This is a genomic window from Microcoleus sp. MON1_C5, assembly GCF_036701875.1.
GTDB lineage: Bacteria > Cyanobacteriota > Cyanobacteriia > Cyanobacteriales > Microcoleaceae > Microcoleus.
Genome location: NZ_JAUBRN010000004.1, coordinates 94,230 through 110,728 on the forward strand (window position 1 = coordinate 94,230; position 16,499 = coordinate 110,728).

At 46.6% G+C, this 16,499-nt stretch carries 17 protein-coding genes and 1 pseudogene; 11 read left to right on the forward strand and 7 right to left on the reverse strand.

The window, feature by feature from the left end:
• The first annotated feature begins 30 nt into the window (after positions 1 to 30).
• The 3 genes and pseudogenes from QUA71_RS29185 (at position 31) to QUA71_RS03380 (ending at position 2,987) form a co-directional block, all read left to right on the forward strand.
• Positions 31 to 1,252 (forward strand): annotated as a pseudogene (locus QUA71_RS29185) (FAD-dependent oxidoreductase).
• A gap of 126 nt (positions 1,253 to 1,378) precedes the next feature.
• Positions 1,379 to 2,038 carry a DUF2834 domain-containing protein gene (locus QUA71_RS03375; RefSeq protein WP_333282149.1) on the forward strand — a complete coding sequence of 220 codons (660 nt, stop codon included), beginning with the start codon at positions 1,379 to 1,381 and terminating at the stop codon, positions 2,036 to 2,038.
• A 199-nt stretch (positions 2,039 to 2,237) separates the two neighbouring features.
• A complete protein-coding gene (locus QUA71_RS03380; protein ID WP_333282152.1) occupies positions 2,238 to 2,987 on the forward strand; it encodes a gamma-glutamyl-gamma-aminobutyrate hydrolase family protein in 750 nt (249 codons plus the stop codon).
• A gap of 7 nt (positions 2,988 to 2,994) precedes the next feature.
• On the opposite strand, the gene QUA71_RS03385 is transcribed toward QUA71_RS03380, so the two are convergent.
• The 5 genes from QUA71_RS03385 to QUA71_RS03405 all read right to left on the reverse strand — a co-directional run bounded on the left by QUA71_RS03385 (position 2,995) and on the right by QUA71_RS03405 (position 6,901).
• A complete protein-coding gene (locus QUA71_RS03385; protein ID WP_006635525.1) occupies positions 2,995 to 3,183 on the reverse strand; it encodes a CPXCG motif-containing cysteine-rich protein in 189 nt (62 codons plus the stop codon).
• Positions 3,167 to 3,628, reverse strand: coding sequence for an SRPBCC family protein (locus tag QUA71_RS03390; protein WP_333282155.1), 462 nt, complete (start codon positions 3,626 to 3,628; stop codon positions 3,167 to 3,169). Before QUA71_RS03390 ends, QUA71_RS03385 begins: the two co-directional genes overlap by 17 nt.
• Positions 3,629 to 3,742: 114 nt before the next feature.
• Positions 3,743 to 5,380, reverse strand: coding sequence for a radical SAM protein (locus tag QUA71_RS03395; protein WP_333282270.1), 1,638 nt, complete (start codon positions 5,378 to 5,380; stop codon positions 3,743 to 3,745).
• Positions 5,381 to 5,585: 205 nt separating this feature from the next.
• On the reverse strand, positions 5,586 to 6,107 hold the full coding sequence (lspA, locus tag QUA71_RS03400; protein WP_333282158.1) for a signal peptidase II: 522 nt from the start codon (positions 6,105 to 6,107) through the stop codon (positions 5,586 to 5,588).
• A 215-nt stretch (positions 6,108 to 6,322) separates the two neighbouring features.
• Positions 6,323 to 6,901, reverse strand: coding sequence for a biotin transporter BioY (locus QUA71_RS03405; RefSeq protein ID WP_006635529.1), 579 nt, complete (start codon positions 6,899 to 6,901; stop codon positions 6,323 to 6,325).
• A gap of 458 nt (positions 6,902 to 7,359) precedes the next feature.
• Between QUA71_RS03405 and pstS the strand changes: the two genes are divergently transcribed.
• From pstS to pstB, 4 genes are all read left to right on the forward strand, one after another.
• Positions 7,360 to 8,544, forward strand: coding sequence for a phosphate ABC transporter substrate-binding protein PstS (gene pstS / locus QUA71_RS03410; protein WP_333282160.1), 1,185 nt, complete (start codon positions 7,360 to 7,362; stop codon positions 8,542 to 8,544).
• A gap of 450 nt (positions 8,545 to 8,994) precedes the next feature.
• Positions 8,995 to 9,951: a phosphate ABC transporter permease subunit PstC gene (gene pstC, locus QUA71_RS03415; RefSeq protein ID WP_333282163.1), complete on the forward strand. Its 957-nt coding sequence runs from the start codon at positions 8,995 to 8,997 to the stop codon at positions 9,949 to 9,951.
• Positions 9,952 to 9,985: 34 nt separating this feature from the next.
• Complete coding sequence (pstA, locus tag QUA71_RS03420; RefSeq protein ID WP_333282166.1) at positions 9,986 to 10,882, forward strand: phosphate ABC transporter permease PstA; 897 nt, start codon at positions 9,986 to 9,988, stop codon at positions 10,880 to 10,882.
• Positions 10,883 to 11,023: 141 nt separating this feature from the next.
• Positions 11,024 to 11,824 carry a phosphate ABC transporter ATP-binding protein PstB gene (pstB, locus tag QUA71_RS03425; protein WP_190657593.1) on the forward strand — a complete coding sequence of 267 codons (801 nt, stop codon included), beginning with the start codon at positions 11,024 to 11,026 and terminating at the stop codon, positions 11,822 to 11,824.
• Positions 11,825 to 12,055: 231 nt separating this feature from the next.
• Here the strand turns inward: pstB and QUA71_RS29190 are convergent, their stop codons facing one another.
• A complete protein-coding gene (locus QUA71_RS29190) occupies positions 12,056 to 12,319 on the reverse strand; it encodes an NblA/ycf18 family protein (protein WP_006635534.1) in 264 nt (87 codons plus the stop codon).
• A gap of 135 nt (positions 12,320 to 12,454) precedes the next feature.
• Between QUA71_RS29190 and QUA71_RS03435 the strand changes: the two genes are divergently transcribed.
• From QUA71_RS03435 to QUA71_RS03450, 4 genes are all read left to right on the forward strand, one after another.
• Entirely contained in the window at positions 12,455 to 13,051 is a 597-nt protein-coding gene (locus tag QUA71_RS03435; RefSeq protein WP_006635535.1) for a phycobiliprotein lyase, read from the forward strand.
• A gap of 430 nt (positions 13,052 to 13,481) precedes the next feature.
• Positions 13,482 to 14,240 carry a phycobilisome rod-core linker polypeptide gene (locus QUA71_RS03440; RefSeq protein WP_333282171.1) on the forward strand — a complete coding sequence of 253 codons (759 nt, stop codon included), beginning with the start codon at positions 13,482 to 13,484 and terminating at the stop codon, positions 14,238 to 14,240.
• Positions 14,241 to 14,383: 143 nt separating this feature from the next.
• Positions 14,384 to 14,548, forward strand: coding sequence for a hypothetical protein (locus QUA71_RS03445; protein WP_333282173.1), 165 nt, complete (start codon positions 14,384 to 14,386; stop codon positions 14,546 to 14,548).
• Between the two features lie 44 nt (positions 14,549 to 14,592).
• Positions 14,593 to 15,270 (forward strand): NERD domain-containing protein, encoded by a 678-nt coding sequence (locus QUA71_RS03450; protein WP_333282176.1) that lies wholly within the window; start codon positions 14,593 to 14,595, stop codon positions 15,268 to 15,270.
• 235 nt (positions 15,271 to 15,505) lie between these two features.
• Here QUA71_RS03450 and QUA71_RS03455 read toward each other — a convergent pair whose 3' ends face one another.
• Entirely contained in the window at positions 15,506 to 16,471 is a 966-nt protein-coding gene (locus tag QUA71_RS03455; RefSeq protein WP_006635538.1) for an RluA family pseudouridine synthase, read from the reverse strand.
• Between the last annotated feature and the right edge of the window lie 28 nt (positions 16,472 to 16,499).

The following is a 16,499-nucleotide window of genomic DNA, read 5'->3' on the forward strand; positions in this document are numbered from 1 at the left end:
GGCGGTCACAGTCATGCTATTGTATTAAAAATGTTCGGTTTCAAACCGCTGCCTGGAGTGCGTTTAACTTTGATTAGCGACGTGCTCCACGCGCCTTATTCGGGGATGCTGCCGGGGCACGTTGCCGGGTTTTACGATTATGATGAATGTCACATCGATTTGCGATCGCTCGCTGAATTTGCCGGGTGTCAAATATTAATCGATCGGGCGATCGCGATCGACTTTAACAAAAACTTAGTTATTTGTCAAACTCGCCCTCCGGTTAATTTTGACTTGCTTTCTGTGGATATCGGCAGCACTCCTGCGACTTTATCTGTACCGGGTGCTGCAGAATATGCAATCGCAGCTAAACCCGTACCGGAGTTTTTATCTAGCTGGAATCAGTTAATTTCCCAAAGGCAAAACCATCCCGAAAAACCGCTGCGGATCGCCATTGTCGGTGGCGGTGCAGGCGGCGTAGAATTAGCATTAAATATGCAATCTCGATTGGGGAAGGAAGAAGGAAGAGGGAAGAAGGAAGAAGGAAGAGGGAAGAAGGAAGAGGGAAGAAGGAAGAGGGAAGAAGGAAGAGGGAAGAAGGAAGAGGGAAGAAAAATTAGAAATATTATCATCAGAAATTCATTTGTTTCACAGCGGTGCTGAATTGATGCAGGGACACAATCAGCGGGTGCGCCGACGCCTTCAAGAAATTCTCATCAGGCGCGGCATTCAATTGCATTTAAAGGAAAAAGTCTGTGCTGTAAAAAAGATTGAGAGAGAAACCACTCTTCAATTCCCTACCGATTGCCAAATTTCCTGTAAATCAGGTTTAGAATTAGAGTGCGATCGCATTTTTTGGGTGACACAAGCATCGGCAGCCCATTGGATCGGAGAATCCGGTTTAGCAGCAGATTCAAACGGCTTTATCCAAGTCAACGATTGCCTGCAATCAGTCTCTCACCCCAACGTATTTGCGGCTGGAGATATCGCTGCGATGGTTAATTATCCCCGTCCCAAAGCAGGCGTGTTTGCCGTGCGTCAGGGCAAACCGCTGTTTGAAAATTTGCAGCAGTTTTTATTGGAAAAACCGCTGAAACCCTTTGCACCGCAGAAACAATATTTAGGGTTAATTGGTACTGGGAATAAAAGGGCGATCGCATCTCGCGGATCTTTCATGTGGGAATCGGCGCTGCTGTGGTACTGGAAAGATTGGATCGATCGCCAATTTATGCAAAAATTTAGCAATCTGCCCAAAACCCGCAATACCAAATAGCAATACCTTCCGCTCTAATCTTCTCTTCCTCTGTGCCCTCTGCGTCCTCTGTGGTTAACAAAAAAAGTATCTTTCAAAAATCATTGCTCATTGCTATAGTAATATCAGAAGTAAAGAAAATTAACTATGTTCAGAAAAATTGGATTTGGGCTGCTTTGGATTGCATTTAGCACCTACGCCTTTGTATTTGCACCACCCAATAGCCCAGACACTATCACACTAATTACAGACCTTTCCACAGGGAAAATAGCAGACATCAACCCTTTAATTGTAGCCTTGTTCTACATCATGGGAGTTTGGCCGCTCATCTACAGTTGCGTCTTATTTGCTGACGGCAGGGGGCAGAAAATACCTGCATGGTTGTTTGCCACTTTATCTTTTGGTGTCGGCGCCTTTGCCTTATTGCCTTATTTAGCCCTGCGCGAACCGAATCCAGAATTTCCCGGTCATAAAAATATCTTTTTAAAGATATTAGACTCCCGTTTTACTGCCATTGTCCTAACCTTGGGCGCTGCTGCTTTAGTTGCCTTTGGGTTGACAAAAGGCGATTGGTCTGATTTTATTGGGCAGTGGCAGACTAGCCGCTTTATCCATGTAATGAGTTTAGATTTTTGTATGCTTTGCCTGCTATTTCCTGCCTTATTGGCAGACGACATGGCGCGCCGAGGAATGCAGAATGCGGCCGCCTTTTGGGCAGTGACATTAGTGCCGCTGTTCGGGCCACTGGCTTATCTGTGCACGCGCAAACCGCTGCCGGAAACTAATACTGAAACTGTTACAAATTAGACAGCAGTGCAGGGAATGCTCAGTTTAATCTAGGAATCACTCACCAGTAATCATACAAGAAACAGGCAAGATGCCTGTTCCACAATAAGTAAGTAAGTTTTCTTGTGGGGTGGGCTTCTAGCCTGCCCCTGAAAGAGTGATTACAAATAGTGCCAAATCTGAGTATTACTCTAATTAATTATCTCCCCGTTTCTAGCAAATGAAAAAATTTCCTATCGTTGGCATCACAACATACAACCGCTGTTCAGCAGGCGAATATCGCTTAAATGGAGCTTATATTGATGCAGTTCAGGCGGCTGGTGGCATTCCGATTTTACTGCCGCCCAATCAATTAGATCCGGCTAGTATTTTTGATGCAGTAGACGGTTTGATTTTTTCGGGGGGCGGAGATATTAACCCCGAACTTTATGGCGGTTATGTCGATCGCACAGTTTACTCGGTTAATGCAGAACGCGACAATTTTGAATTAAACTTAGCAAAGCTAGCTTTGAAGGCTGACATACCTGTGTTGGGGATTTGCCGGGGAATGCAAATCCTGAACGTAGCCAGCGGTGGCAGTTTGGTGATTCACGTACCGGATGCTTACGGAGACGAGGTTAATCACGGATCGGGAATCCCCCCGCGCGCGATCGAGCATACCATTGAAATTGAGCCAACCAGTCGGCTAGCAAAAATTATGGGAAAAACTTCAACAACAGTTGTTTCCTGGCATCATCAAGCAGTGCGGAAGGTAACATCCGATTGGCGAATTGTAGCCGATGCACCTGACACTTTGGTAGAAGCAATGGAGCACTGCTATCACCCTTGGATGATAGCAATTCAATGGCATCCGGAAATGTCGCCCAACTGTTCGTTCAACTCTCGAATTTTTAAGGCTTTCGTAGAAGCAGCAGCTTCAAGATTTATGAATTCTACCAAGTCTGCATCAAATGCAATTCATACATTTTGATAGTCACTTATTCTTGATAGTCAGTATCTATTTCAATATCCAGGGTATCTTCATCTATTCTGACATACAGAACATTCGGGCGACAGCAAACCTGACAATCTTCGATATAAGATTGTTCCATACCACCGCTGATATCAACAAAAGTTGTACTCGGTTCGCCGCAGAAAGCACAGTAATATTCAGCCGTTGTTTGCATTTTTTTCGCACTCTCTTTTTGTGACTTCGTGGCGGTAGCGAAACATATCTGTTAACCGCATTTCCACCCACCAACCTAACAGCAAATCGACAATCGGGCCGCCCGGTATCGAAAATGCGATCGCATCTGTCAATCTAGTCTTGCCATTTTCTGAGGTAAACTCGTGTCGGTGAACCCAACGTGCCATCGGCCCCTCTGTTTGTTCATCAACAAACAAGCGATATTGTTCGCACTCAGTGTGAGTCGCCACCCATTTTACAGGAATCGGCCCCAATAACAGGCGAAATTCCGATACAGCACCCACATCCAGTCCCCCTTCGCGGCGAATGATTTTCACCGGTTGCCAAGGCGGAGTCAAAAGTTGCAGAATATCGGGCCTTTCGTGAAAGTTCCAGACTGTTTCAACAGTGGCATTAATCAGCGACGAATATTTAAAATTGGGCATTGTATCGTTGGGCTAGACAGTTAAGTGCGATCGCCTTTCAGCATTTGCAGTATTATCCTCTGTATCAGTACAAACAGCAACCGTGAGTTTTAATCTTTTGCATCCCGCTATTTCCTAGGTCGTCAACTGCAAATCCTTCGTCCTAAAATGACTCATCGCCTCAGCCAAATGCTTCTTCAAAGTCGCTTCCGGTAGCGGCCCTTTTAAATGACTCCAAGGCAAAACCCGATCCAATTCCCACTCTTGAAAAACATAAAAATCCATCTCGGGCAACTGTCCCCGCAACTCCTTAAATGCCCGCCGATAACTGCCCAAAGTATCGCCGTAATGTCGCACTAATTCCAACAGCCGAGACAACCGCCGATCGCCCTTTGACAACAAACCCTGAATCACTGACCAGTTATAGCTTTCAGGTCTAAATTCTAAACCTAACTTACGCAATTCTTTATCTAAAAACTTCAGCCTCTTCTCCGCATCTTTATTCACTCCAAACCACTGAAAAGGAGTGTGAGATTTCGGGACAAAAGTGCTGCATCCCAGAGTCAACCGCAAACCGGGAGCGGCTTTTCTAATCGCCCGCATCATCGCCACCGTCTCCTCTAAATCCTCCATTTCTTCGCCGGGAATTCCCGCCATCCCGTAAAGTTTAATTCCCTTTAAGCCGCCAGCCTTAGCATTGATAGCAGCTTGGATAATTTCGTCATTGGTGAGTTTTTTGTTAACGATTTTGCGGAGGCGATCGCTCCCGCTTTCCACCGCAATTGTCACCGATTTGCTGTCTCTGTTAGTCAATATTTCTGCTAGCTTAACTGTCACCGTGTTCGTCCGTACGGAAGAAAGACTCAGCCGCACGCCGTCGTATTTCGGATGATTCAAATGATCCAGCAACGCTTCAAATTCCGGGTGCTGAGTGACAGAAGCGCCCAACAAACCCAAACGATTAGTTACAGCTAAACCGCGATCGATCGCCGGAATTAGCGAAGCCTCCAAACTCGCAGTTCTAAACGGCAAAGTCAGATAACTTGCCAAACAAAAACGGCACATTTCTGGACAACTCCGAACCACTTCCACCATGTAAATATTTTCCCAAGCCGCTTTTTCTGTCACCACAGTGGAAGCAGATAAAGTATTGCCGCGATAAGTCTGTTTTTCAACCATACTGGGAATTCCCGAATCGACAGGCTGAATCGATTTAATACCCTCAGCCGCATCCAGATAAGTTACGTCGTACAAACTGGGAACGTAAACTCCCGGAACTTGAGCTAAATGCCGCAATTTAGTTAATCTGTCTGCTTTACGGACTTCTTTACAAGCATCAATAAAATTGTCAATGAGATGTTCGCCATCCCCCAGCAAAATCACATCAAAAAAATCGGCAAAAGGTTCGGGATTAGCAGTAAAAACCGGGCCACCGCCGAAGACGATCGGATGATTATCAGTTCGTTTTGACGCCCAAATCGGAATTTCTAGAGATTCCAATAAATTGAGAATATTTACATAGTCTAGTTCCCAAGAAAGCGAAAATCCCAGTAATTCTGGATTTCGGGGAAGTTGTTCCCGGATATCAGTAAATAAACGGCCCACTTCAATATCCGATCGCACAGCCAAAGTTGCCCACACTATCTGATAGCCGAGACTGGTAATACCCACCGTGTACTCGTTGGGAAAAGCAAAAATAGTCGGGATAGCATCAGTATCGGGCGTTGCGGGGGCAAATAGTAAGCGTTCTTGAGCAAAGGGATTAGGAGTCACGGGCAAATTTAGTTTTAACAATAGGTCTGTTCTTATCTCATTTTAAGCCATTACCAAAGTCATTGTAGGGTGCGTCAGGGTTGAATGTGGCGACCACAAACTAAGAATCTCCCCCTTGACGCACCCTACCGTTAGTTAGCTGTTACATCCGTGACATCCCAATAATGCCAATCCGTTGGCGAACTTCCTTCTTGCTTCTTCAAAGTTACTCTGAAATAGAATTGCGATCGTCCTGAGTTCTCGGAGTAGTCGGAGTAGGCGGTGCACTGTGAAAAGTTGCAATCAGCAAACAGATAATTCCAGCATTAATAAACACATCCGCCAGATTAAATACTGGGAACCGAATCAGCCGAAAATCAATAAAATCTACAACGTGGCCAGAAACAAATCGATCGATCCCATTCCCCAGTGCTCCCCCCAAAATCAAACCGTAGCCAGCTTGTTCCCAGCGGTTAATTCGCGGCCCGAACCAAGCCAGCACCATCAATCCCACACTAACGCCCAAAGACAGCCAGCGCAACCAAATCGCCCCGCCATTGCTGAACATACTAAAAGCGGCACCAGTATTAACAACATAAGTGAAGTGAAACACCCCAGGTAACAGCGGCTGCGTCTGCGGAGGAAGTGTCAAGTCAAAATTTTGTACCACCCAAAACTTAGTCAGGTGGTCTAAAACTAAACTGATAACCGCAGCAATCCAGAACAAGGGATTTCTTTTAAAACGCATGAATTAAGCAATAGAAAAGGGGGCATCGGGCATGAGAGAATTTACTCCAATCTCACTTGTCATCGCGAGCAGAATGCAGTGCAGCAAAGCAATCCGAGCCGCAGCGAGATGACTCTCCCGTTTCGCAATGTATAGTATAACCTTATTTTGCACAATTACCCGTTACCTCTTCCTTCTTCCTTCTTCCTTCTTCCTTCTTCCTTCTTCCTTCGCAATTAATAAAACATCAAGCGGCGCAAAGTAAATGACAGCACTGCGATCGCACAAACTACCGCCAATTGTCCCGGCAGGGGATAAACCGAATATTTAAGAATCTCATCGAATAAAGGTGTTTTTTTTGCCGGAGGCAGCCAGTAAGTAAAAATTAGATAAATTAAGCCGATCGCGTGAACAGTGAACAAACCGCACAAACAGCTAAAAGCCATAGATTCCAGCCGCGAAGCCACCTTAAAAGCCACCCAGCCGCACACCCAAGCACCAGGCACAAAACCCAGCAAATACCCAAAACTCGCTTCTTTGAGATAGCCGATGCCGCCGCCTTGAGAAAAAACTGGCCACAAAGTTAATCCTAATGCCAAATAGGCAATTTGCGAGAGAGCCGCAGCATTTTTCCCCCCCATGCAGCCTACTAGCAAGACGGCTCCAATTTGATAGGTAACACCTAAAGAGTAGGCCTGAAGTCCTCGATCGTCCCACAACCCAATCGGAATTGTGACAGATGCAGGCAAAAAAGTGCCTCCTATCGTCAGGAGCAAACCAATAACAGCCCAGATTAGTTCAATAGGAGCAGGCATTATAGCAGAAGAAAGAAGGAAGACCGAAGTTGCAATCGACCGTTTATGTTTGTGCAATTAAGAACGTCCTAACCGTCAGGGCGGTTGCTATATCATCAAACAGCATTCGTCAGAATGTATTTGTCAGATGCAAGCTTCAATGCCTGCAGCTTTTAAATTCTTAATACTAGCACTACTGTCAAAATAACCACCATTGTATGGTTTTCTGGTTCTCAAGCCTGGATCTTGTGATAATTTAATGAGGACTTTTCCGCGATCGGGCGATCGACTGCTTGTTTCCGTAGCTATTTCGCGGCCTATATCTTATAAATCCACAATCGTCAAGCTCATAAATAACATTCATAATATTAATTAATATTAATTTGCCATTAAGTGTAAAGATTCTTAACCTAACCTTTACTTTTGCGCGCTATGCTGATGCGGGACACCCATATAACGATCGCAGATTTTTTATACCTATGCTTTTTCGTCTCAACTTGATTAATCCAAACCGTTTGACTACTGCAATTTCCGCTATGGCGATCGCCCTGAGTGTAGCAGCTTGCGGCGGCGAGACCACAACCACGAGCAGCAGCCCTAGCCCCGGCGACACCGCAGCATCACCCGTTGCAGCTACCGGCACAGCAGCAAACACCAAACTCGCCCTAGCCTCAGACGTAGCCATCACCGCAGCCGGCGCCTCATTCCCCGCCCCTCTGTACCAGCGTTGGTTTCAAGACTTCAACAAAATCAACCCCAAAGTACAAATTAACTATCAATCAGTAGGCAGCGGCGCCGGAGTCGAACAATTTACCAAAGGCACAGTAGACTTTGGGGCCAGCGACACCGCCATGAAAGACGACGAAATCGCCAAAGTTCCAGCAGACAAAGGCGTCATCTTGCTGCCCATGACAGCCGGCAGTATCGTCATGGGCTACAATTTACCAGACTTAACCGAACCATTGAAACTGCCACGGGATGTTTACGCAGATATCTTCGCCGGTAAAATTACCAACTGGAACGACCCCAAAATTGCAGCGGCAAACCCGGGCGCTAAATTGCCAGCAGACCAAGCCATCACAGTTGTCCACCGTTCCGACGGCAGCGGTACCACCGCCGTCTTCACCAAACACCTGAGTACCATCAGCCCCGACTGGAAAAGTTCAGTAGGCGACGGCAAAACCGTACAGTGGCCCACAACTGGTACTTTTCTCGGTGCAAAAGGCAACGAAGGCGTCACAGCCCAAGTCCTGCAAACCGTCGGCAGCATCGGCTACGTAGAATACGGCTACGCCAAAAACAACAATCTCAAATTTGCATCTTTGGAAAACAAAGCAGGCACATTTGTAGTACCTACCGACGAGTCAGCTTCTCAAGCTTTAGCAACTGTGCCGCTGCCGGAAAACCTGCGAGCATTTATCGAAGACCCCGAAGGCGCTCAATCCTATCCAATTGTCACCTACACTTGGATGCTCGTACCCAAAACAGTTGCTGACCCCAACAAAGCTAAAGCAATCGAGGCGATGGTTGAATACGGCTTAACTGAAGGTCAAAAAGTTAGTTCCGAATTGGGCTACGTTCCTCTGCCCCAAAACGTTAAAGAAAAAGTAGCCGCGGCCGCTGACGGCATCAGCGCAGATTACAAGATTGAGGTTGCCCAATAGTAAGTGTTGACTGTTGACTGTTGACTGTTGTCCGTTGTCAGAGGGAAAAAAGCCCTTCGGCATTGCGCGTGCGGGTAAAAACCAGGAAGAACGAAGAGAGATATTTCTGTGGGGCGGGCTTTACCAGAAATATTTGTTAAAAAGTCAGGGGATTAATAAATCCGCCCCTCTTCTATGTAACAATCGGTGCATCTGTGTAGGGGCGGGTTTCACCAAGCATAATTGCCTAAAATCAATAATCTGATAAACCCGCCCCCGCTTGGCCGGCAAATCGCCATCTACCTCTTTCAAAATACAAGGGGCGGGTTTTACCAGAAATATTTGTTGAAAAGTTAGGGGATGAATCAACCCGCCCCTATGTGATTTGATTTATGGTCTTTGTTTCTCCTTCCTTCTAGCTTTTTCTGAAACAGGCTATTTTCCGCTACTATATATTTGGTTTTTTTTTCTATGATTTCAGATAATCAGAGGACTCAATCAGAGAGCAGATCGCGCTCTGGGGCAGAAAAATCCTTAGACCAAGGCTTTATCTGGCTGACTCGGATTTTGGGAATAGGAGTTGGGGTAATTTTGCTGGTAATCGCGCTCACCGTTGCTTATAGGGCTTTACCTGCGATTCAACAGTACGGTTTGGGCTTTCTATTTGGCAGTAGCTGGAATCCGGTTAAAGAAGAGTACGGCGCGCTGCCGATGATTTACGGGACGATCGTCAGTTCGGCGATCGCGCTCCTAATTGCTGTACCATTAGGAGTAGGGACTGCAATCTTCTTGAGTGAAGATTTTTTGCCGCTGCCAGTGCGTACAGCTTTGGTTTTTTTAGTAGAACTTTTAGCTGCCATTCCCAGCGTAGTCTACGGTTTGTGGGGAATTGCTGTATTGATTCCCATTATTAGCAGCATCGGAAAGTTTCTCAACAGTAACTTCGGATGGCTGCCGATTTTTAGCACTCCGCCTGTGGGCCCGGGAATGTTACCAGCCGGAGTAATTTTGGGAATCATGACTTTGCCCATTATTACTGCTATCTCCCGTGACTCTTTGGCAAGTCTCCCGCCCGAATTGCGGCAAGCATCTTTAGGTTTAGGAGCTACTCGCTGGACAACAATTTTTAGAGTGCTCGTACCAGCGGCTTTTTCCGGCATTGTCGGCGGAATTATGCTCGGGCTTGGTCGCGCCATGGGAGAAACAATGGCTGCAACTCTGTTAATTGGCAATTCCAATCAGTTAAGTCTTTCAGTGCTAGCTCCGGCAAATACTATTGCTTCTTTGATGGCCAATCAGTTTGCGGAAGCCTCCGGGTTGCAAGTAGCAGCTCTGATGTACACGGGGCTAATTCTGTTTATTCTGACACTGATTGTTAATATTTTGGCAGAGTGGATTGTTTCTCAAGTCAGAGCGAAGTATAACTAAAAGTTTGCCGCAAATTCCCATACATTGTTGATTTATGTCAAATCTCTCATCGGAAGAGCGCAATCCTTTTGCCTCGAATCCCGGCAGCTTGAAGAAGGTTAAAGGCAGTCCGCAATCGCTGTTCAATATCGCGATGACGGTACTAGCAGGAGCCTGTTTAGCAATTAGTCTTTTGCCTTTGTTTGCAGTGCTTTCCTACGTCACCGTACAAGGTTTCAATCGCCTGAATTTAGACTTGTTTACCAAGCTGCCACCCCCGCCCGGGCTATCGGGAGGCGGTATTGCTAATGCAATTCTCGGTACATTGATGACGGTAGGAATTGCTTCTTTAATTGCTGTTCCTTTTGGTGTATTGGCAGCCGTTTATTTGTCGGAATTTAGCAAAGGCTCAATCGCTCGCTGGGTGCGCTTTGCGACTAATGTCCTCAGCGGCGTTCCTTCGATTATTGCCGGGGTATTTGCCTACGGTTTGTTCGTGGTAAATATGGGAGGTTTTTCGGCAATTGCAGGGGGCGCGGCGCTGGCCGTGCTGATGTTGCCCACGATTGTGCGGACTACTGACGAAGCTCTACAAATCGTCCCGCAAGATATTAGATGGGCGTCGGTTGGTGTGGGTGCTTCTAATTATCAGACGGTTTTGCAGGTGGTTTTGCCTGCGGCAATTCCGGCTATTTTAACGGGTGTGACGCTGGCAATTGCTCGCGCTGCTGGAGAAACTGCTCCTTTGATTTTCACGGCGCTGAATTCGCCTTTTTGGCCGGGAGGATTTGATAAGCCAACTCCGAGTCTTTCGGTTTTGGTGTACAACTTTGCAACGGTTCCTTTTAAGGCACAGAAAGAATTGGCTTGGGCGGCATCTTTGATTTTGGTGATGATGGTTTTGCTGACGAGTATTCTTTCTCGCTGGGCTACTCACAAAAAAGTGTATTGAGTGTATTGAAGGAAGAAGAGCCTTCGACTTGGCGAACGGGTAAAAAGAAGGAAGAAGGAAGAAGGAAGATTTTCCCCATCTCCAACTTTCGCACTCTCATCTTCTCCTTATTTTGTAAAATTCGATTGGATAGTTAGCTGTATGATGATGGATTTAGACAAGCAAGCGGAAACAGTTTTACGGACAGAAAATATCAATATTTTTTACGGCGGTTTTCACGCGGTTAAAAATGTTTCAATGGAGATTCCTAAAAATCGCATTACTGCCTTGATTGGGCCGTCGGGCTGCGGTAAAAGTACAATTCTGCGATGTTTTAACCGCCTCAACGATTTAGTTAGCGGTTTTCGTTTAGAGGGTAGAATTGATTACCAGGGTCAAAATCTTTACGATCCTGATATTGATGCTGTGGAGGTGCGCCGCAAGATTGGGATGGTGTTTCAAAAGCCGAATCCTTTCCCCAAGTCGATTTATGACAACATTGCTTACGGTGCGAGGGTCAACAATTATAAGGGGGATATGGATGAGCTGGTGGAAAAATCGCTCAGCCAAGCTTATTTGTGGGATGAGGTGAAGGATAAGTTGAAGCAAAGCGGTTTTTCTCTTTCGGGTGGCCAGCAGCAGCGTTTGTGTATTGCTAGGGCGATCGCGATTAATCCTGATGTAGTGTTAATGGATGAACCTTGCGCTTCTCTTGACCCGATTTCTACGATTAAGATTGAGGAGTTGATGCGGGAACTCAAGGAGAAGTATACGATTGTGATCGTTACTCACAATATGCAGCAGGCTTCTCGGGTTTCTGACCTGACTGCTTTTTTCAATGCTAAACTTTCTGACGATGGGAAGCGGTTTGGCTATCTTGTGGAGTGTGACAAGACTGAGGTAATCTTCCAAAGTCCGAAAGAAGAGTCTACTTTGGATTATGTGAGTGGCCGTTTTGGTTGATTCCGCGACAGGTTTTAAGCTATCGCTACACAAACAAAGTCCCTTTCTAAGAGATTAAAAATATTTAATTTGCTGAGTCTGGTAGCGACAAAAAAAACCCCGTAAAGCTTTTGTGAATTTAGAATCCCGCTTTCTTGGAGAAAGCGGGATTTTGGATTTTATGATTAAAAGCTCGATCGCACTTTTTGCAGATACAAGCCACTGATTTTTGTGAAGAAATGCTCGAAGAGTTCACATTTTCTTCATCCAATACTTGAACAGGTTTTCTTTGACCATGTTTTGCCGCATAACTTCGAGCAAGTATTCCTGAGCTTGGTCTTGGCTTAACCTTTTGACTTCTTCGCGCAGCACTTGAAGTTTGAACTGCTGTTCCATGCTGAGGCTGGTTGTAGGCATATCCATAAATCGCTCCTCCAGTTTGCTGAGATTGATGCGAAATTGATCGGAATGACGTTTCGCAGGATTTGTTGTGTCTCCTACATTGTAAACTATCATAACATTCCCTTGACAATATGTCCAAAGTAGACATTTTGAGACTAATTTGTGTAGCAAAAGTACATCTAAGTGGGGGGAGCTTTATCATAAAAAGGCGTAAAGACAGGGAAGCCTAAGCCAAAGGAGCTAGTTCGTATGGATGCCATGGAGTTTTTTCAAAGCAGTGCTGGGGAGTGGCGTTCTCAGCGCAGCACTCACCATCTCGCTTTTCGTCAAGCGGAGATTGGGGATTCAAATATTCAGGTAACAGCCCTGGCGGCAGATGACGCGCGAGTGGCGGAGATTTGCAAGATGCACGAAGTCGATCCGAGCCGGGCTGCAGGGGGGGCCTTTGTAACCTGGCACGGCTCGATGGCGTGGGATAAGGATGATGAGAATCATAAAGGGTCTACGGTGTTCGCGATCGTCCCCGATCCTGAAAATCCCCGGCAGGGTTTGATGTTGCGGGAACGAGGCTATGCGGAAATTGTGCCGGTGGCTGGCCGTTTTGAGATGGATGACGAGGATGGGCTGCTGCTGATTACGGAATACGAGACGATGAGTTCGATCGAGCGTTTCTGGTTTGCTAATCCGAACGTGCGGATGCGGACGAGTAGCGTAAAACGCTTTGGCGGTTTCAGCACATCGACTTTTTGTACCGAAATTCGGGTGCAACCAGACTCGGATGCAACATCAGAACCCGCAGCAGCTCAAGTGGCCGCCAGCGAGTTTTATTCGGCTCTGGGCTGGTAATTTGTAAGCTCGTTGCCCAGCTCTTAAGCTCGTTCCCCCAGCTTGCCTGGGAATGCTTGGCGGGAGTCGTTTGCCTCCTGTTTGACGAGGCAGAGCCTCGCCGAGCGACGTTCCTGCCCGCTTCCGGGGAACGAGCCTTCTTTCTGCATAACTTCCCTCCCCCCTCTTCCCTCCCCCCTCTTCCCTCCCCCCTCTTCCTTCTTCCTTCTTCCCTCTTCCCTCTTCCTTCTTCCCTCTTCCTTCTTCCTTCTTCCTTCTCCCCTCTTCCTTCCCCAAAGTCAACAAATGTTACAGATTGTTGCAAAAATTCAGGAAAATCAGATTTAGATTGCGGGAATCCCCTAATCTGTATGTTGGTTAGTTGTATCCGTTATGCTGGCAGCTCACGGTGTCAACTATTTCTGAAATTTGAGATAACGGAGATTTTAACGTGGCGCTACCTTTATTAAGCTACGGCCCCAAGAGCCAAAACCAGCGCGTTGCTGGTTTTGAAGTGGGGGGCGACGAGCAGCCGAGAATTTTCACAACTGAAAATGTGCTCTCGCCTGGAGACATGGACAATTTGATTTGGGCTGGATATCGCCAGATTTACAGCGAACACCAAATCCTCAAGAGCAACCGCCAAAAGTCTTTGGAGTCGCAACTTAAGTTCGGCCAAATTACTGTGCGGGACTTTATTCGCGGTTTGGCGACTTCTTCTCCTTTCCTAGAGCGGAATTACCAAACTAACAGCAACTATCGGTTTGTGGAAATGTGCGTGCAGCGCATTTTGGGCCGGGATGTTTACAGCGAGCGCGAAAAGATTGCTTGGTCGATCGTAGTAGCCAATAAGGGGCCTCAAGGCTTTATTGACGAGTTGGTCAATAGCGAAGAGTACCTCGAAAAGTTCGGCTATGACACAATACCTTACCAGCAGCGCCGAATTTTGCCTCAGCGAGTTGGAGGGGACACTCCTTTCAATTTGAAGACGCCCCGCTACAGCGAATACCACCGTTCGCAGCTTGGCTTCCCGCAAATCATCTGGCAGACAAGTGTCCGCCGTTTTGTTCCTCAAGAACAGCAGGCGAAGGCTGGCGATCCGTCGAACTATTTGGGTATGGCGCGCAATATGCCCATTCCTACTACTCCGCCGCCGCGCGTGCCTCTGGCTAATATCAATATCGACTCGATGGTTCCCCGTCGCCGGTAATTGATGCTGCCCTGATGCAATTATTTGTGTGGGGCGATCGACTGAATCGATCGGCTTTTAGGCTGAGAGAGTTTTGAGTCTTGAGTTTTGAGGTTTGAGTTTTTTACTAAACTTGGAATCCAAAACTCGGGACTCATAATTTTTTGTCATTAGGAAGAAGGAAGAAGGAAGAAGGAAGTTCGGCAACGGATTGTGTAACGGATGTAACGGATGTAACGGATGTCAGTCCGATGTCCGTCGGAAGAAGGAAGAAGGAAGAGGGAAGAAGAAAGAAGGAAGAAGGAAGAGGGAAGAAGGAAGAAAAATAATTCGACCTTTTCTCATTGTCAACTCTAAGTGCATAGGTGCATTTATGCAGCCGCAATATAACGAAGATGCTGGAAAACCATTGCGCCGCCATGCTAAACAGCTTCGTACTAAAGCCTTATACAGGTACGGTGCCGCGACAGGGCTAGTGTTGTTGCCACTGCTGGTATACGCGGTAGCACCTTTTGCTCCTTTATTTTTGGTCGCAGCTATTGTGATAGGGGCATTAATCGCCCTTCCGTTCATTGAGGACGGGAAAACGTTTTGGAAGTCGTCTCAGAGATTTGACCAAGGGGCCTGTGGTGAAGAAAAGATTCAGCAAGTTTTGGAGTCCCTAATCCAATCTGGATGGATAGCTGAGTACAATTTAAGATTGCCGGAAGTAGGCGATATCGATGTGTGGCTGCGATCGCCTAAAGGAGTCAATTTTATCCTTGATGTGAAGTCTCACTCAACCGTAGTTCTGTTGGATGGGGATGTGCTCAAGCGTCTATCTTACGGGAAATTGAGAGATTTTGAGAAAGACTTTCTGGCACAGATTGCCAAAGAAGTCACGGCTATCAAAAAAGCTAAGAAGTTAACCAAGGTCACTCCAGTAGTTGTATTTAGCGATGCCAAGGTGAGTTTTAGCAACACACAGAAGATTAGGGGTGCTTACGTCATGGAACTGGGCAATCTGGTGTCAGGGTTGCAAGAACTCGATCGCTCCTATAAAAGTAGATAAGAGTGGGAGAAATGAGACAAACCGCTACCTTGATATGTTTGACATCAACAAATTTGCACAGACCAGTAACATCCCAGACTTGCACTAGCATCTAAGTGATACTTGTGCTATTAAAAAAGTTAAGGTAGAAACAATATCCTGGAGGGAATGTTGAACAAAGCAATCAAGGTAGATAAAATTCTCAACGCCTGATGGCGACTTGCCCTAAAAGCTTTGGTGACTGCTATACCAATTATCAAATATTAGCCCGCAACCGCAATATTTTTAGCAGGGTGTTGAATTGATCGGGCAAAGGTGCGATCGCCTCTATTAATTCTCCTGTTACGGGATGCTGCAATGTCAGCCGCCATGCGTGGAGGGCTTGTCCTGTTAAATTGACGCCGATAGAACGGTTGGAACTGTACATCGGGTCGCCGACAATGGGATGTTTTATTTCGGCTGTATGCACGCGAATTTGATGAGTGCGACCGGTTTCTAATTGATAGTGCATTAAGCAATAGTTGCCGATTTTTTCTTTGATTTTCCAGTGAGTAACTGCGGGGCGACCGCCTTTTTCTACTGGTACTACTGCCATTTTTTTGCGGTCTGTGGGATGCCGCCCGATGGGTAGGTCTATTGTGCCTGTTTCGCTGTTGGGAGCACCGTAAACTATGCCTAAATATTCGCGGCGGGCGGTTTTGGTTTTGAGTTGGGCTTGGAGGTGTTGGTGGGCTATGTCGGTTTTGGCGATCGCGATCGCACCCGTTGTATCTTTGTCTAATCTGTGTACGATTCCCGGCCGCTGAACTCCGCCTATTTCTGCTAGGGGACAGTGCGCTAACAGAGCGTTGACTAATGTACCGTCTTGGTGTCCGGCGGCCGGGTGGACAACTAATCCGGCTGGTTTGTTGATGATAATTAGGCTGTCGTCTTCGTAGAGAATGTCGAGGGGAATTGCTTCGGGCTGCAAGTTTGTGGCTTGGATTTCAGGTAGGATAATTTGGATGCGATCGCCCGTTTTTACTGATATTTTTTTCGAGGTGCAGGTTTCGTCGTTGACTTTGACGTTGCCTTGTGATATGAGGGTTTGGATTCGCGATCGGGATAAGTCCGGTATCTGGTTTGACAGCCAAATATCTAATCGCTGATTGACATTACTGCGATCGAATTCCTCTGTATTTTCTACTGTGTAAATCTGTGCCGCAGTGTCTGTTTCTATCATCAGAAAAATGGGTAGAAACCCCGTGCTA

Excerpts from the sequence above, each read along its gene's own strand:
- QUA71_RS03375 (WP_333282149.1), top strand. The coding sequence starts at position 1,379 with ATGTTCAGAAAAATTGGATTTGGGCTGCTTTGGATTGCATTTAGCACC.
- QUA71_RS03380 (WP_333282152.1), top strand. The coding sequence starts at position 2,238 with ATGAAAAAATTTCCTATCGTTGGCATCACAACATACAACCGCTGTTCA.
- QUA71_RS03385 (WP_006635525.1), bottom strand. The coding sequence starts at position 3,183 with ATGCAAACAACGGCTGAATATTACTGTGCTTTCTGCGGCGAACCGAGT.
- QUA71_RS03390 (WP_333282155.1), bottom strand. The coding sequence starts at position 3,628 with ATGCCCAATTTTAAATATTCGTCGCTGATTAATGCCACTGTTGAAACA.
- lspA (WP_333282158.1), bottom strand. The coding sequence starts at position 6,107 with ATGCGTTTTAAAAGAAATCCCTTGTTCTGGATTGCTGCGGTTATCAGT.
- QUA71_RS03405 (WP_006635529.1), bottom strand. The coding sequence starts at position 6,901 with ATGCCTGCTCCTATTGAACTAATCTGGGCTGTTATTGGTTTGCTCCTG.
- pstS (WP_333282160.1), top strand. The coding sequence starts at position 7,360 with ATGCTTTTTCGTCTCAACTTGATTAATCCAAACCGTTTGACTACTGCA.
- pstC (WP_333282163.1), top strand. The coding sequence starts at position 8,995 with ATGATTTCAGATAATCAGAGGACTCAATCAGAGAGCAGATCGCGCTCT.
- pstA (WP_333282166.1), top strand. The coding sequence starts at position 9,986 with ATGTCAAATCTCTCATCGGAAGAGCGCAATCCTTTTGCCTCGAATCCC.
- pstB (WP_190657593.1), top strand. The coding sequence starts at position 11,024 with ATGATGATGGATTTAGACAAGCAAGCGGAAACAGTTTTACGGACAGAA.
- QUA71_RS29190 (WP_006635534.1), bottom strand. The coding sequence starts at position 12,319 with ATGATAGTTTACAATGTAGGAGACACAACAAATCCTGCGAAACGTCAT.
- QUA71_RS03435 (WP_006635535.1), top strand. The coding sequence starts at position 12,455 with ATGGATGCCATGGAGTTTTTTCAAAGCAGTGCTGGGGAGTGGCGTTCT.
- QUA71_RS03450 (WP_333282176.1), top strand. The coding sequence starts at position 14,593 with ATGCAGCCGCAATATAACGAAGATGCTGGAAAACCATTGCGCCGCCAT.
- QUA71_RS03455 (WP_006635538.1), bottom strand. The coding sequence starts at position 16,471 with ATGATAGAAACAGACACTGCGGCACAGATTTACACAGTAGAAAATACA.